General features: G+C 61.7%; 14 protein-coding genes, 1 pseudogene and 1 riboswitch. Of the genes and pseudogenes, 9 read left to right on the top strand and 6 right to left on the bottom strand.

Features of this window, described 5'->3' with window-relative positions:
• The first annotated feature begins 40 nt into the window (after nucleotides 1-40).
• A complete protein-coding gene (locus tag ACK5NW_RS15240) occupies nucleotides 41-334 on the top strand; it encodes a histone H1-like repetitive region-containing protein (protein WP_416929590.1) in 294 nt (97 codons plus the stop codon).
• Nucleotides 335-455: 121 nt separating this feature from the next.
• Here the strand turns inward: ACK5NW_RS15240 and ACK5NW_RS15235 are convergent, their stop codons facing one another.
• Nucleotides 456-1,397, bottom strand: a complete 942-nt coding sequence (locus ACK5NW_RS15235) for an AEC family transporter (RefSeq protein WP_416929614.1) — start codon at nucleotides 1,395-1,397, stop codon at nucleotides 456-458.
• 200 nt (nucleotides 1,398-1,597) lie between these two features.
• Nucleotides 1,598-1,755: riboswitch (FMN riboswitch) on the top strand.
• Between the two features lie 348 nt (nucleotides 1,756-2,103).
• Here ACK5NW_RS15235 and ribBA point away from each other — a divergent pair.
• The 8 genes from ribBA to tolA all read left to right on the top strand — a co-directional run bounded on the left by ribBA (nucleotide 2,104) and on the right by tolA (nucleotide 8,299).
• Nucleotides 2,104-3,243, top strand: coding sequence for a bifunctional 3,4-dihydroxy-2-butanone-4-phosphate synthase/GTP cyclohydrolase II (gene ribBA, locus ACK5NW_RS15230; protein WP_416929588.1), 1,140 nt, complete (start codon nucleotides 2,104-2,106; stop codon nucleotides 3,241-3,243).
• Nucleotides 3,244-3,255: 12 nt separating this feature from the next.
• On the top strand, nucleotides 3,256-3,723 hold the full coding sequence (gene ribH / locus ACK5NW_RS15225) for a 6,7-dimethyl-8-ribityllumazine synthase (RefSeq protein WP_416929586.1): 468 nt from the start codon (nucleotides 3,256-3,258) through the stop codon (nucleotides 3,721-3,723).
• Nucleotides 3,720-4,250 carry a transcription antitermination factor NusB gene (gene nusB / locus ACK5NW_RS15220; RefSeq protein WP_416929584.1) on the top strand — a complete coding sequence of 177 codons (531 nt, stop codon included), beginning with the start codon at nucleotides 3,720-3,722 and terminating at the stop codon, nucleotides 4,248-4,250. The genes ribH and nusB overlap by 4 nt, the downstream gene beginning before the upstream one ends.
• Entirely contained in the window at nucleotides 4,247-5,464 is a 1,218-nt protein-coding gene (locus ACK5NW_RS15215; RefSeq protein WP_416929582.1) for a pyridoxal phosphate-dependent aminotransferase, read from the top strand. The genes nusB and ACK5NW_RS15215 overlap by 4 nt, the downstream gene beginning before the upstream one ends.
• Before the next feature lie 24 nt (nucleotides 5,465-5,488).
• The gene (gene ybgC / locus ACK5NW_RS15210) at nucleotides 5,489-5,896 is read left to right on the top strand and encodes a tol-pal system-associated acyl-CoA thioesterase (RefSeq protein WP_416929612.1); all 408 of its coding nucleotides are present in this window, start codon (nucleotides 5,489-5,491) and stop codon (nucleotides 5,894-5,896) included.
• The gene (gene tolQ / locus ACK5NW_RS15205; protein ID WP_416929580.1) at nucleotides 5,893-6,606 is read left to right on the top strand and encodes a protein TolQ; all 714 of its coding nucleotides are present in this window, start codon (nucleotides 5,893-5,895) and stop codon (nucleotides 6,604-6,606) included. Before ybgC ends, tolQ begins: the two co-directional genes overlap by 4 nt.
• Nucleotides 6,607-6,773: 167 nt before the next feature.
• Nucleotides 6,774-7,193, top strand: coding sequence for an ExbD/TolR family protein (locus tag ACK5NW_RS15200; protein ID WP_416929578.1), 420 nt, complete (start codon nucleotides 6,774-6,776; stop codon nucleotides 7,191-7,193).
• A gap of 29 nt (nucleotides 7,194-7,222) precedes the next feature.
• Entirely contained in the window at nucleotides 7,223-8,299 is a 1,077-nt protein-coding gene (tolA, locus tag ACK5NW_RS15195; protein ID WP_416929576.1) for a cell envelope integrity protein TolA, read from the top strand.
• 143 nt (nucleotides 8,300-8,442) lie between these two features.
• Here tolA and dnaE read toward each other — a convergent pair whose 3' ends face one another.
• The 5 genes and pseudogenes from dnaE to ACK5NW_RS15170 all read right to left on the bottom strand — a co-directional run.
• Complete coding sequence (gene dnaE / locus ACK5NW_RS15190; RefSeq protein WP_416929574.1) at nucleotides 8,443-11,979, bottom strand: DNA polymerase III subunit alpha; 3,537 nt, start codon at nucleotides 11,977-11,979, stop codon at nucleotides 8,443-8,445.
• A 200-nt stretch (nucleotides 11,980-12,179) separates the two neighbouring features.
• The gene (locus tag ACK5NW_RS15185) at nucleotides 12,180-12,602 is read right to left on the bottom strand and encodes a BLUF domain-containing protein (RefSeq protein ID WP_416929572.1); all 423 of its coding nucleotides are present in this window, start codon (nucleotides 12,600-12,602) and stop codon (nucleotides 12,180-12,182) included.
• A gap of 20 nt (nucleotides 12,603-12,622) precedes the next feature.
• Complete coding sequence (folE, locus tag ACK5NW_RS15180) at nucleotides 12,623-13,354, bottom strand: GTP cyclohydrolase I (RefSeq protein WP_416929570.1); 732 nt, start codon at nucleotides 13,352-13,354, stop codon at nucleotides 12,623-12,625.
• Nucleotides 13,355-13,446: 92 nt separating this feature from the next.
• Nucleotides 13,447-14,220 carry an endonuclease/exonuclease/phosphatase family protein gene (locus tag ACK5NW_RS15175; protein ID WP_416929568.1) on the bottom strand — a complete coding sequence of 258 codons (774 nt, stop codon included), beginning with the start codon at nucleotides 14,218-14,220 and terminating at the stop codon, nucleotides 13,447-13,449.
• A pseudogene (locus ACK5NW_RS15170) lies at nucleotides 14,217-14,417 on the bottom strand (hypothetical protein); the annotation flags it as partial. The pseudogene ACK5NW_RS15170 and the gene ACK5NW_RS15175, both read right to left, overlap by 4 nt.

The raw sequence follows: 14,417 nt of genomic DNA, 5'->3' as shown, positions 1-14,417 counted from the left end.
TTCCTGCTGTTGAACGTTCAACTTGATCAAGGAGAAAAACATGGCAACTGCAAAAAAACCGGCCGCCAAGAAGGCCGCTGCAAAAAAAGCTCCGGCTAAAAAGGCCCCCGCCAAAAAGGTCGTAGCCAAAAAAGCCCCGGCTAAAAAAGCCCCTGCCAAAAAGGTCGTGGCCAAGAAAGCCCCGGCTAAAAAGGCCCCTGCCAAAAAGGTCGTAGCCAAGAAAGCTCCGGCTAAAAAGGCCCCTGCCAAAAAGGCCGTGGCCAAAAAACCTGCTGCGCGCACCACCTTGAGTCCGCAGGCCGCATGGCCGTTCCCGACCGGCGGCAAGCCATAAGCTGTCAAATCCGCTTTGCCCAGAGCGCCATCGGCGCTGCTCGGCCAAGGCCATGGCCCGATCCGCATTTTTGCGATCGGGCTTTTTTTTATCTAAAAACGGCAGTTGGATGCGCTCGCACTCATCGAAGCAGCGCCATCACCACAGTCACCGTGCCCACGGCCATCACGGTCGACACCGCCACGCTGGCCGTCACCAGATCTTCTGCCTTGTGATAGCGCTGCGAAAACAAAAACACATTGGCCCCCACCGGCAGTGCCGCCGCCACCACCATCACGCTGAGCGCCAGCCCTGACAGGCCCAGTGCCCAGCCGATAACACCCATCAAGATGGGGTGCACCACAGTCTTGACCGCCGCAATGCGCAAAGCGCCTTTCAGATGTGGGCCAATCGCCGTTTGCGCCAAAGTTACCCCCACCAACAACAAGGCCACGGGGCCAAACGCATCGCCCAGCAGCTTCAGGGGGCGCTCCACCACCGGGTGCAGGCCCCAGCCGGTCAGCGAATACAAAAAGCCGACGATGATGGGCAACGGCACCGGGTGCAGCACCGCGTTTTTGACCGCACGGCCCACCGTCGCTGCCATGTGTCTGCGCTCGGCCTGGCCGCTGTTTTGCTGCTCGCGTGCCACCAGCAACTCGATCACCACAGTGGCCAGCGTCAGCAGCACCAGCGCGTGCATGGAAATCAGCGTGAACAGATGCACCAACCCCGCCTGTCCATAAGCCAGTTGCACCAACGGCACGCCAATCATCAAGGTGTTGCTGAAAATGGCCGCCAGCGCCACCACGGCCGAGCGGCTGCTCAGTCCTTGCATGAACAGCAGCGCAAAAAACAAAGCACCGGCCACCACGTAATACAGCGCCACCGAAGTCAAATCCAGCCGATCCAGATGCGCCGTGGCCATGGTGCGAAACAGCAGCGCCTGCACCAGCACCAGAAACACCAGGTTGGACAGATCGCGCACCGCCTCGCCACGGATCAGCTTCAAGCGACCAGCCACAAAACCAATCGCAATCAACAGCACCACCGGCAGCAGGGCGGACAAGACGGGGTGGTTCAGCGCCATCTTCTTTCCTTTCGCACGCCATCCATCCACACGCCACAATACGGCCAGATTTTTGCAAACAAAATAACCCCTCAGAGCGCTACCATTAAACGTTAGAAGCTATCATTATGATAGTTTTTCAGCAGTGCTGTCGTCAGCACCACCTCGCTGGCAGGCCCTGCAATACAATGACCTTGTTGGCCCTCACAGGCCGACAGCGTTCTCAGGGCGGGGCGGAATTCCCCACCGGCGGTATCTGCAAACCACTGCAGCAGCCCGCGAGCGCCTGACGCTACTTTTACAGGTGTCAGGGTCAGCAGATCTGGTGTGAAGCCAGAGCCGACGGTCACAGTCCGGATGAAAGAGATCGCGCAGTCTCGGCGTCGGCACACGCGCGTGTCGTCACCCCGTTTGCGTGCGCCCTGATTCTGGCTCCACTCTTACCGAGGCTTCCATGAATCAGACAACCCAGCAATCCTCCTCCCGGCATGGCGTTGCGCCCCAGCGCACTACCAGCGCTCACCCTACAGCCACTGTATCCAGCAGACCGGGCCTCAAGTCAACCATGACCGGCACGGCCAATCAACCGCTCTGCCAGCCAAACAGCTTGCAAAAGCCTGCCTCCTCGACACCAACGATAATGCAGGCCGTTGCTTCAGACGTGCCCGCACGTGCCACCATATCGGGCCAATCCAAAGCGCCTCCTCTCCACACTCCCCATATGACCACCACCGATCCGCAAGCCACCCCTGCGCTCGCTGGCATTGCACCCGTCGAAGACATCGTCACCGAGCTGGCCGCAGGCCGCATGGTGATTCTGGTCGATGAGGAAGACCGCGAAAACGAAGGCGACTTGGTGTTGGCCGCCGACCACGTCACGCCCGAAGCCATCAACTTCATGGCCCGCTTTGGCCGCGGCCTGATTTGCCTGACCCTCACGCGCGAGCGCTGCGAGCGGCTGAATCTGCCTCCCATGGTGGCACGCAACGGCACCAAAATGGGCACCGCATTCACCGTCTCGATCGAAGCGGCTGAGGGCGTGACCACCGGCATCTCCGCTGCTGACCGCGCCCGCACCGTGCAAGCTGCTGCTGCCCCAGACGCACAGGCCAGCGATCTGGTGCAGCCTGGTCACATCTTCCCGCTGCAAGCAGCCGAGGGCGGCGTGCTGATGCGCGCCGGCCATACCGAAGCCGGGTGTGACCTGGCCGCCATGGCCGGTTGCTCACCTTCCGCCGTGATTTGCGAGGTGATGAAAGACGATGGCACCATGGCCCGCCTGCCCGATTTGCAGCAGTTCGCGGCCCAGCACGGCCTCAAGATCGGCACCATTGCCGATCTGATCGAGCACCGCAGCAAAACCGAATCGCTGGTCGAAAAAATTGCCTCGCGCCCACTGCGCACCGTGCACGGCGAATTTGTAGCCCACGCTTACCGCGACAAGCCCAGCGGCTCGCTGCACCTGGCTTTAACCCTGGGCGCATGGACGCCGCAAGACGCCGTACCGGTGCGCGTACACGAGCCGCTGTCGCTGCTGGATGCGCTGGAAATCGAGCGCGGCCAGCACTCCTGGGGCGTCGATGCTTGCCTGCGCCGCCTGCAACAAGAAGGGCGTGGCGTGGCCGTGTTTCTCAACTGCGGCGAAAGCGCCGCCCAACTGCTGGCCCAGTTTGAAGGCACGGCGCGTTCCACCCACGCGCCCGAGCGTGGCCGCATGGACTTGCGCAGCTACGGCGTGGGCGCGCAAATCCTGCGCGACTGCGGCGTGCACCGCATGCTGCTGCTGGGTACGCCCCGGCGCCTGCCCAGCATGGCGGGCGGGTTTGGGCTGGAAGTGGCGGGCTACATCTCGAAAGAATGACAAAGACTGACTATGCTGGGCGCTGACCAAGGACATACCACCACGCCGCTGGACGGCAGCCGCCTGCGTGTGGGCGTGGTGCAAGCACGCTTTAACCAAGGCATCACCAACATGCTGGCCGAAGCCTGCATGGGCGAGTTAAAGCGCATGGGCGTGGCCACTGAACACATCACCCACCTGACGGTTCCCGGCGCACTGGAAGTGCCCTCGGCCCTGCAATGGCTGGCGCGCAGCGGCCGGTTTGATGCGCTGGTGGCGCTGGGTTGCATCATCCGCGGCGAAACCTACCACTTCGAACTGGTCGCCAACGAATCCGGGGCGGGCGTGACCCGCGTGGCGCTGGACAGCGGCCTGCCCATTGCCAACGCCATTTTGACCACCGAAAACATCGGCCAGGCCGTGGTGCGCCAGATCGACAAAGGCCGCGACGCCGCCCGCGTGGCCGTAGAGATGGCGCTGCTCAAGGAGCACCTGTCATGACCGACACACCCTCACCACCGGCCACCGCAACCACCAAACCGCAACGCCCACCAAGCGGCACACGCAAATCGTCCACCAAGTCGCCCCGCTCACGGGCGCGCGAATTTGCATTGCAAGGGCTGTACCAGCACTTGGTGGGCGGCAACGATGCCGATTCCATCGACGCCTTCACACGCGACCTGCAAGGTTTTTCCAAAGCCAATGCCGAACACTACGACGCGCTGCTGCACGGCTGCATCGAGCTGGAGGCCGATCTGAACGCGCTGATCGTGCCCCTGCTCGACCGCGAACTGGGCCACATTTCCCCCATCGAGCATGGCTGTATGTGGATTGGCGCTTATGAATTTCTCAAATGCCCCGATGTGCCCTGGCGCGTGGTGCTGAATGAATGCATCGAGCTGGCCAAGGACTTTGGCGGCACCGACGGCCACAAGTACGTCAATGGTGTGCTCAACGGGCTGGCACCTAAGCTGCGACCTCTGGAAGTCCAAGCCGATCGTGGCCAGGCAGGCGCGGCCAAGGCATGAGAGTTGCCGCCCGCGCCCAGCGGATCGAGCCGTTTTACGTGATGGAAATGGCCAAGTCGGCCCAAGCCATCGCGCGCGAAGCGGCGGGCACCGACCGGCCCATGATCTACCTGAACATTGGCGAGCCAGACTTCACCGCCCCGCCGCTGGTGGTGGAAGCTGCCCAACGTGCCATCCGCGATGGCTGCACCCAATACACCCAGGCCACGGGGCTGCCCGCGCTGCGCGAGCGCATCAGCGGCTGGTATGCCGAGCGCTTTGGCCTGAGCGTGCCCGCGCGGCGCATCGTCGTCACCGCAGGGGCATCCGCCGCACTGCAACTGGCCTGCCTGGCGCTGATCGACGCGGGCGATGAAATCCTGATGCCCGACCCCAGCTACCCCTGCAACCGGCAGTTCGTCAGCGCCGCCGAAGGCCGTGCGGTGCTGCTGCCCGCCAGCGCCAGCGAACGCTTTCAGCTCAGCGCCGACAAAGTCGCCAGCGCCTGGGGCGCGCGCACCCGTGGCGTGCTGCTGGCATCGCCCTCCAACCCCACCGGCACGTCGATTCATCCGGATGAACTGGCCCGCATTCACGCCGTGGTGGCCGGGCGCGGCGGCATCACACTGATCGACGAGATTTATCTGGGCCTGAGCTACGAAGACACCTACAGCCACAGCGCCCTGGGTTTGTCTGACGACATCATCAGCATCAACAGCTTCAGCAAATACTTCAACATGACCGGCTGGCGCCTGGGCTGGCTGGTGGTGCCCGATGCGCTGGTGGACGTGATCGAGCAACTCGCCCAGCATCTGTTCATCTGCCCCAGCACGGTGTCGCAACACGCCGCGCTGGCCTGCTTTGAACCCGCCAGCCTGGCCGAATACGAGCGCCGCCGCAGCGAATTCAAAGCCCGGCGCGACTGGTTCGTGCCCCAGCTTGAAAGCCTGGGACTGCACGTGCCTGTCACCCCTGACGGGGCTTTTTACGCCTGGGCCGATTGCCGCGTTGCGTGTGACAAACTGTTCGCCTCACGCTCCGAATACAATAGCGACATGCAAAATGCAGGCAGTTGGGAACTGGCGTTCGAGTTGATCAAGCGTACGCATCTGGCCGTCACGCCAGGGCGCGATTTTGGTCACGCCGAAACCGCGCGCTATGTCCGCTTTTCAACTGCCAACTCGATGGCGCAACTGCACACTGCCGTCGCACGCTTAAAAGAAGTGCTGGCGTAGCGAAGGCGACTCAAATTCACCATGCTGGCCTTTGAGCACCCCATCCGCATCTACTGGGAAGACACCGACGCCGGTGGCATCGTGTTTTATGCCAACTACCTGAAGTTTTTTGAACGCGCCCGCACCGAATGGCTGCGCGCGCTGGGCATTGGCCAGCAGGCGCTGCGTGAACAATCGGGCGGCATGTTCGTGGTGGCCGATGCCCACCTGAAATACCACCACCCCGCGCGGCTGGACGATGAACTTATCGTCACCGCCCGGCTCCAATCCAGCGGACGCGCGGCCTTGACGCTGGCGCAGCAAGCATGGTTGCAACATGCGCCGAAGCGCCAGTTGCTGTGCGAAGCGGCCATCCGCATCGGCTGGGTGGATGCGGTGTCCATGAAACCGGCGCGCATACCGCCCGCCATCTTAGAAAAGTTCGATTCATGAGCCAGGATCTTTCCATCGTCCGCCTGGTGCTGGACGCCAGCCTCATCGTGCAGCTGGTCATGCTGCTGCTGCTGCTCGGCTCCATCGCCAGTTGGGCCGCCATCTTCCGCAAACTGCGGGCGCTGAAAAACATCAAGGCGCAAAACGACGACTTCGAGCGCGACTTCTGGTCTGGCACCAGCCTGAACGACCTGTTTGCCAGCGCCGCGCAAAACGCCAAGTTTGGCGGCCCGATGGAGCGCATCTTCGCCAGCGGCATGCGCGAATATCAAAAGCTGCGCGAACGCCGCATCAGCGACGCTGGCACACTGCTGGACGGCGCGCGCCGCGCCATGCGCGCCAGCTTCCAGCGCGAGATGGACGCGATCGAAACCAACCTGTCCTTTTTGGCCTCGGTCGGCTCGGTCAGCCCCTATGTGGGTCTGTTCGGCACCGTGTGGGGCATCATGCACGCCTTTACCGGCCTGGCCAGCTTGCAGCAAGTGACGCTGGCTTCCGTGGCACCCGGCATTGCCGAGGCGCTGGCCGCCACGGCGCTGGGCCTGTTTGCCGCCATTCCGGCGGTAGTGGCCTACAACCGCTTTGCACGCGACATCGACCGCATCGCCATCAAGCTGGAAACCTTCATCGAAGAGTTTTCCAACATCTTGCAACGCAACCTGGGCGTGCACCCGGCGCAGCCACAAAGCGCCACACCAACCGGATACTGACATGGCACGCCCCCTTGAGTCGCTCCGCGCGTTTCCCCCTCTTCCTTCGGGCGGGGAGACAACACCACTGACCGGAGAAACCCCGGCCACGGCGTTCGCTGGCCTAGGCCTGGGCGGTGCAGCATCCGCGCCATGCCAGGCGATGGCTTGCGCCAAGGAGCATTGAAATGCCTGCTGTGGCTTCTCGCGGCCGTGGCCGCCGCACCATGAACGAGATCAACATGGTGCCCTTCATCGACGTGATGCTGGTGCTGCTGATCATCTTCATGGTCACAGCCACGGTCATCACGCCCGGCAGCATCAACATCCCCAGCGCGGGCCAGTCCAGCAAGCCGCCCGACAACCCCATGGCGGTAATGATCGACGCCAGCGGGCAAATCAGTGCTGACGGCGGCAAAGACGGCCCCGATCTGAACGGCGCGGGCGAGCGCGAAATATTCGCTGCCATCGAAACCGCGGCCAAAGCCAACCCCGATTTGCCCGTGATGGTGGCTGCCGACAAAGACATCGCTTACCAAAAAGTGATCGACGTCACCTCGCGCCTGCGCAAAATCGGGGTGCGCCGCGTGGGCCTGTCCGTCAAATAAGGCTCCACCGAGAAAGCACACCCAAGCCAATGAACGCCCTGGCCGCCGAGCGCACCGAATTTGACCCGCCCCAGCCGCGCGGTCTGGGCCGTGCCCTGGGCTTGGCGCTGGTAGCCCATCTGTTGCTGGTGCTGGCCTTGACATGGGGGTTGCGCTGGAAAACCGATGCACACGATCTGGCGGTAGAAGCCGAGCTGTGGTCCGCCACCGTCCAGCAGGCATCCGCCAAACCTGCGCCAGCCCCTGTAGAGCGCAACGACGCACCGCCGCCCCAACCTACGCCCAAGCCCACACCACCGCCTCAACCAGTGGTCAAACCCACGCCACCGCCCGAACCCGAGGCCACCGACAGCCGCGACGCCGAGATCGCGTTGCAGCAAAAGAAAAAGCGCGAGCTGGAGCAGCAACGTTTGGCTGAAAAAGAGCGCGAGAAAAAAGAACTAGCCGCCAAAAAGGCCGCAGAAGAAAAACGCCGCCAAGAGCAAGAGCGGCGCGAGTTGGCCGAGAAAGAACGCGAAAAGAAAGCGCAGGCGCAAAAGCAAGCTGAAAAAGAGCGTCAGAAAAAAGAACTGGCCGCCAAAAAAGCCGCCGAAGAAGCCAAGCAAAAAGAACTGCAAGCGGCCAAAGCCACAGCAGATAAAAAGGCCAAGGAAGCCGCTGATCGCAAAGCCGCCACAGCGCGCGAAGCCAAAGAATCCGAAGCTCGTCGCAAGGCCGAGCTGGCGCGCCTGGCCAAGCTGGCCGGTGCAGCCACCGGCGATTTTGACGGCCCAGGCGGCAGCGGCAGCGGCAGTGGCGCTGGCAAAGGCCAAACCGGCAACGACAGCCGCAACGCTGGCCCGTCCGCAGGCTATGCCGGACGCATACGCGCCGTGGTCAGGCCCAACATCGTGTTCACCGACGACATCTCGGGCAACCCCGTCGCCGAAGTGGAAGTGCGCACCGGCCCCACAGGCGACATCATCAGCCGCCGCATCACCAAATCCAGCGGCGTCAAAAGCTGGGACGAAGCGGTGCTGCGCGCACTCGACCGTACCGAAAAGCTGCCTTCCGACAATGGGCGCTTTTACAACCCCATGACCATCGTGTTTCGCCCACACGACTAAAAACCGAAACGCGTTTTCGCCCTAGACTACTGCGTTATTGATAGCTTATTACGCTTGTCCATCAAGCGTAAACGGCTAATTTAACTTTGAAAATTAACAAAAGCGGCCGTCATGTGCGCAGCGGACATGGCTGAACGCCGCACTCACTCATAGACGATCATCGCCCGTCCCTCATCGGCCTGAGCCATCCAGCTCGCCAGGGCCGCGTCGCTGGGGAAAAACCGGGCCTGCTCGCCCAGTTGAAGCTGCGCCATCACGCCGCCTGCGTCGGCCCGGCGCTCCAGCAGCAAGCGCACGGACAAACCGCGTAGCAACTCGCCATGCTCAGTCTGCTCAGCCTGCGGCGGGTATTCGGCCAGCAGACGCTTGACGTCTGGTGCCTGGCCGTTGACGGCCACGCGCAAAAATTTGCCAAAGCGGCAGCGCGCACTCGGCAAATCCCAAATCTGGTTGATGCTGAACTGCAAACCACCTGAAAACCGGTCCACCATCACCCGGCCCAACGCGACGATGAACTCATCGTCTTTGAGCAAGTTGCGGTGCTGATGAATCAACGATTCTTCCACCCGCGCGTCGATCACGCCCGATTTGTCGTCCAGCCGAAACAGGCCCAGCTTGCCACGCTGGCCGTTGATGGCGCGAAAATCACCCACAATGCCTGCCAGCAACTGTGGCTCTTTGCTGTCAACCAGATCGTCGATACGGCGGCGCGCAAACTGACGCACTTCACGTTCCACTTCGTCGAACAAATGGCCTGAGAGATAAAAGCCAATCGCGGTTTTCTCCAGCGACAGGCGCTCTTTGATGCCCCAGGGGGTGATGGCGGGCAGCTCAGGCTCTTGCGTGCTGGAGCCATGGCCGTCGTCCATCAAATCGAACAGCCCGCCCTGATTCAGGTTGGCGTCGCTGGCGGCGGCAAAGTCAAAGGCCAAGTCGATCGAGGCAGCCAGCGCCGCACGGTTGAGGTTCAGCACATCGAACGCGCCCGCACGCACCAGCGCTTCCACCGTGCGCTTGTTGACGCGCGTGCGATCCACACGGCGGCAAAAGTCAAACAGGGTTTTGAACGGCCCGCTTTCGTTGCCCGCCGCCCCTTCGCCGCGCCCTTCGCGCGCCGCCACAATCGCTTCAATGGCCTGCTGACCCGTGCCTTTGATGGCCCCCAGACCGTAGCGGATCAGCTTGTCGCCCACCGGCTCGAAGCGGTAACCGCCCAGGTTGACGTTGGGTGGCTCAAACGCCATGCCTTCGCGCTGCGCGTCTTCAAACAAGGCTTTGAGCTTGTCGGTGTTGTCCATCTCCACCGTCATGTTGGCGCAGAAAAATTCCGCCGTGTAATGCACCTTCAGCCAGGCCGTGTGATAAGCCAGCAATGAATAAGCGGCGGCGTGGCTTTTGTTGAAGCCGTAGCCCGCAAACTTTTCCATCAAGTCGAAAACTTCGTCCGCCTTGCCCTCGCTGATGTCGTTTTTGGCCGCACCCTCTCGAAAAATTTCGCGGTGCTTGGCCATTTCCTCGGCTTTTTTCTTGCCCATGGCGCGGCGCAGTAGGTCGGCGCCGCCCAAGCTGTAGCCGCCCAGAATCTGCGCAGTTTGCATCACCTGTTCTTGATAGACCATGATGCCGTAGGTTTCGCTCAGCATGTCGGCCACCAGCGGGTGCGGGTATTCCACCGGCTCGCGCCCGTGCTTGCGCGCCACGAAACTGGGAATCAGATCCATTGGGCCAGGCCGGTACAGCGCGTTCAGGGCAATCAGGTCTTCCAGCCGGGTAGGGCGCGCGTCGCGCAGCATGCCTTGCATGCCACGGCTTTCAAACTGGAACACGGCCTCTGTGCGCCCGTCCTGAAACAGCTTGTAGGTGGCCGCATCGTCCAGCGGAATGTGCTCGAACGCAAAGTCCTGTTGGCCGGGGTGGCGCTGCACGATCAGTTCTTTGGCAATCTCCAGAATGGTCAGCGTGGCCAGACCCAAAAAGTCGAACTTGACCAGGCCGACGGCCTCGACGTCGTCCTTGTCGTATTGGCTGACGGCCGATTCGCTGCCGGGTTGCTGGTACAGCGGGCAAAAATCGGTCAGTTTGCCCGGCGCAATCAGCACCCCACCTGCGTGCATGCCGACGTTGCGGGTCATGCCCTCCAGTTTTTGCGCCATCTCGACCAGCGTGCGCACTTCTTCCTCTTTCTGGATGCGCTCGCGCAACATCGGCTCGGCGGCCATCGCGTATTTCTCGCTCTCGTCCTTGGACAGGCCGGGCGGCGGATATTGCAGCGTCACCGGCTTGCCGGGCTTGTTGGGAATGAGCTTGCTGATGCCGTCACAGAAGGTGTAGCTCATGTCCATCACGCGGCCCACGTCACGAATTGCCGCGCGCGCGGCCATGGTGCCGAAGGTGGCGATCTGGCTCACGGCGTCTTTGCCGTACCTGGCCTTCACATAGTCGATCACCCGGTCGCGGTTGGCCTGGCAAAAGTCGATGTCGAAGTCGGGCATGGAGACCCGTTCGGGGTTCAAAAAACGCTCGAACAGCAGTTTGTATTGCAGCGGATCGAGATCGGTGATCTTCAGCGCATAAGCCACCAGAGAACCCGCCCCCGAGCCACGCCCCGGCCCCACCGGACAGCCGTTGGCCTTAGCCCAGTTGATAAAGTCACCCACGATCAGGAAGTAGCCCGGAAAGCCCATCTTGAGGATGGTGTCGATCTCGAACTCCAGCCGCTCAACATAACGCGGGCGCTCGGCATCACGCTGCGCCGCATCAGGGTACAGGCGCAGCAGGCGATCTTCCAGCCCGTCCAGCGAAGTCTGACGAAAATAGGTTTCGGTCGTGTGCTCTTCGGGCACCGGAAAGTCTGGCAACTGCGGTTTACCCAACACCAGCGTCAGGTTGCAGCGACGTGCGATCTCCACCGCATTGACCAGTGCAGAAGGCACATCAGCAAACAGCTCCGCCATTTCGGTGGACGACTTGAAGTACTGCTGCTGGGTAAAACGACGCGGCCGACGCGGGTTGCCCAGAATTTCGCCTTCGGCAATACACACCCGCGCTTCGTGCGCTTCAAAACCCTCTGGCGTCGCAAACTGCACCGGGTGCGTGGCCACCACGGGCAGTTTCAGTCGTGCAGCCAGTTGCACAGCGGCGGTCACATGGGCTTCATCGTCGGCGCGACCTGCGCGCTGCAATTCGAGATAAAAGCGGTGCGGAAAAGCATCGGCCAATTCCAAGGCCACTTCACTGGCCTGCACCACATTGCCCTGGACCAACGCAGCCCCCAGCGGCCCAGCCTGTGCGCCTGACAACAGAATCAGGCCCTCGGCCAGCTCGCGCAGCCATTCCCACTGCACAATGGCCTGCGCTTTGACCACGCCGCGCGTCCAGGCGCGCGCCAGCAGCTCCGACAAGTTCAGATAACCCTGCTGGTTTTGCACCAACAGCAGCACGCGCGAAGGCACTTCAGGATCGGCACCCAGGCCCGCCAGCAGCACCTCGGCCCCCAAGATAGGCTTGACGCCCTGACCGCGCGCAGCCTTGTAGAACTTGATGGCTCCAAACAGGTTGCCAAAATCGGTGATGGCCAAAGCAGGCTGGCCGTCAGCGGCGGCAGCTTTGAGCACGTCACCCACGCGGGTGGTGCCATCGACCACAGAAAATTCGGTGTGCAGGCGCAGGTGGACAAACATGGATGGAGGGCAAGAATGCAGACATCAACATGCCAGCGCAATGCTGGCCGGATCTGAAAATATACCCGTTTGGCTGCGGGCAGCCTGCGGCTTGCGTCGGTGCCAAGACCGCTGCCGGTAACTGCTTGGCAGCTACAGCGCGAATGCTTTATTTGTTGTAGCTGACTTTGCTTTGGGCACCAGCGGCACAGCCGCTGCTTTCAGGTATGGCCCACAATGCTGGCGGTGGCCATCAGCTCTTCCAGCAGCGCCATCGACACCTTGCCCGAGACGGTGTAGGGGTCGAGCACGGCGCGCTCGGAGTATTTGATCAGCACGCTGGCGTTGACGCGGCCCACGTCCACCAGGCCCATGGTCCAGGCACCAAAGCGGCGCTCGACAATTTCTTCGTAGTGCAGCAGCACCACGTCTTTATGGCGCGGATCGCGCTGAATGGTGCCGTACAGATCGCTGATGGCCTGCCTGCCACCCTCGATGGCCTGCATGAAAACACCACCACCGTAAACCAAAATACCGGTAATGCCCTGGGCTTGGTTGTGCTGGCGGGCGGTGCCCAAAATGTCTTGAATGGCCGCAGCATGGCTGTCTGTGGCGCGGCTGGCGTAAAGCAATCGAACGAGCATGATGGGCTGTGCAATCTGACTTAGGTTTTTTGGGGAATCAGAGACAAAAATTCGCGCCGCAGGTTGGGGTCTTTCAAAAACACCCCCCGCATGACGGAGTTGATCATCTTGCTGTCCATGTCTTTCACCCCTCGCCAGGCCATGCAGTAATGCGTAGCCTGCATGACGATGGCTAGACCGTCGGGCTTGGTCTTGGCCTGGATGTAGTCGGCCAGTTGCACCACCGCTTCTTCCTGAATTTGCGGACGGCTCATGATCCATTCGGCCAGACGGGCGTATTTGGACAGACCGATGACGTTGGTGTGCTCATTGGGCAGCACGCCAATCCACAACTGCCCGATGACGGGCACCAGGTGGTGGCTGCATGCGCTGCGCACGGTGATGGGGCCGACGATCATCAATTCGTTCAGCCGCTCAGCGTTGGGAAATTCGGTGATTGCGGGCGGCTTGACGTAGCGGCCCTTGAACACCTCGCCCATGTACATCTTGGCCACACGGCGCGCGGTGTCACTGGTGTTGTGATCGCCCTCAGTGTCGATCACCAGACTGTCCAGCACGCCCTGCATTTTGTGCGCGACTTCGTCGAGCAGCGCGTCCAGCTCGCCGGGCTGCACGAATTCGGCAATGTTGTCGTTGGCGTGAAAACGCTGGCGTGCCGCCTTGATCCGCTCACGAATCTTGACGGAAACCGGCGTGCCTTCACCCTCGGCAGAGGCGGCACTGGCAGAAAGGGAATCAGGTTGCAGCTTCATGGTCAGGTGCCGATGGTAGCAGCAATTATCAGAATCAAAAGCGCCTATTGAGCTAGTCCACAAAGCCTTGTCAGCTATATTTATTATAGCTTTCAGGATGGCATGCGAAATTCGGCAATCAACGGCAAATGGTCGGACATGCGGCTCCACACCCGCCCGCGCGGTGCAGCCAGACTGAGCGGCTGCATGCCACGCGCATAAATGTGATCGAGCTGGGCCACCGGCAAACGCGACGGGTAGGTGCGGGTGCGCGGCCCTTCAAACGCGTGCAGCGCATCCACGTGCAGCATCTTGCGCACGCGCGTGCCCCAGTCGTTGAAGTCGCCCGCTACCAGCACCGGAGCATCCATCGGTACTTCGCGCGCGATATAGCGCTTGAGCTGTTCGGTCTGCCGCACGCGGCTGGACGGGATCAGGCCAAAGTGCACCACGATCACATGCACCGGCGCATCGGCCACCAGCACCTCGACGTGCAGCAAACCGCGTTGCTCAAAGCGGTGGTCGGACATGTCTTCGTGCCGGTGCTGCACGATCGGCCAGCGCGACAGCAGCGCGTTGCCGTGCTCGCCATCACGGGTGACGGCGTTGGTGCGGTAAGCGGCTTCATACCCCTCGGGGGCTAAAAATTCGGCCTGTGGCAAGTCAGGCCAGCCGGTGAAGTATTCGGCCTCGCGCCGGTTGGTGGCACGCACTTCCTGCAAGCACACGATATCGGCATCCAGCGTTTCAATGGCCAGCGCCAGGTTGTGAATTTCCAGCCGCCGTGCGGGGCCTAAACCCTGCACGCCTTTGTGGATGTTGTAAGTGGCCACGCGCAGCACCTGGGCGACCCCACCCCAATCGGTGTCCAAGTTGGCGCGCGTCATACAGACACCTCTTGAACAAAGCGCGGCAGCAACAGGCAGGCTTCGGCATTCGATGGTGAATAGCTGTCGCATCCCAGACGATTGGATGACTTTGGTCGCCTGTGAAACAGGTGCGACTTTTCATCGTACCAATGCTTCATTGCTTCGATGGGCGTTTTGGACTTCAGGGCCGACTGCGGCAGTTGATGGTTGTACAG

It is taken from the genome of Ottowia sp., assembly GCF_047975795.1.
GTDB lineage: Bacteria > Pseudomonadota > Gammaproteobacteria > Burkholderiales > Burkholderiaceae_C > Ottowia.
The sequence above is the reverse complement of the archived record's forward strand: the minus strand, read 5'-3'. Positions and strand labels throughout refer to the sequence as shown.

Coding starts and splice junctions, on each gene's coding strand:
- folE (WP_416929570.1), bottom strand. CDS start 13,354: ATGAAGCTGCAACCTGATTCCCTTTCTGCCAGTGCCGCCTCTGCCGAG.
- ribH (WP_416929586.1), top strand. CDS start 3,256: ATGCTGGGCGCTGACCAAGGACATACCACCACGCCGCTGGACGGCAGC.
- nusB (WP_416929584.1), top strand. CDS start 3,720: ATGACCGACACACCCTCACCACCGGCCACCGCAACCACCAAACCGCAA.
- ribBA (WP_416929588.1), top strand. CDS start 2,104: ATGACCACCACCGATCCGCAAGCCACCCCTGCGCTCGCTGGCATTGCA.
- dnaE (WP_416929574.1), bottom strand. CDS start 11,979: ATGTTTGTCCACCTGCGCCTGCACACCGAATTTTCTGTGGTCGATGGC.
- ACK5NW_RS15185 (WP_416929572.1), bottom strand. CDS start 12,602: ATGCTCGTTCGATTGCTTTACGCCAGCCGCGCCACAGACAGCCATGCT.
- ACK5NW_RS15175 (WP_416929568.1), bottom strand. CDS start 14,220: ATGACGCGCGCCAACTTGGACACCGATTGGGGTGGGGTCGCCCAGGTG.
- tolA (WP_416929576.1), top strand. CDS start 7,223: ATGAACGCCCTGGCCGCCGAGCGCACCGAATTTGACCCGCCCCAGCCG.
- ACK5NW_RS15215 (WP_416929582.1), top strand. CDS start 4,247: ATGAGAGTTGCCGCCCGCGCCCAGCGGATCGAGCCGTTTTACGTGATG.
- ACK5NW_RS15200 (WP_416929578.1), top strand. CDS start 6,774: ATGCCTGCTGTGGCTTCTCGCGGCCGTGGCCGCCGCACCATGAACGAG.
- ACK5NW_RS15240 (WP_416929590.1), top strand. CDS start 41: ATGGCAACTGCAAAAAAACCGGCCGCCAAGAAGGCCGCTGCAAAAAAA.
- tolQ (WP_416929580.1), top strand. CDS start 5,893: ATGAGCCAGGATCTTTCCATCGTCCGCCTGGTGCTGGACGCCAGCCTC.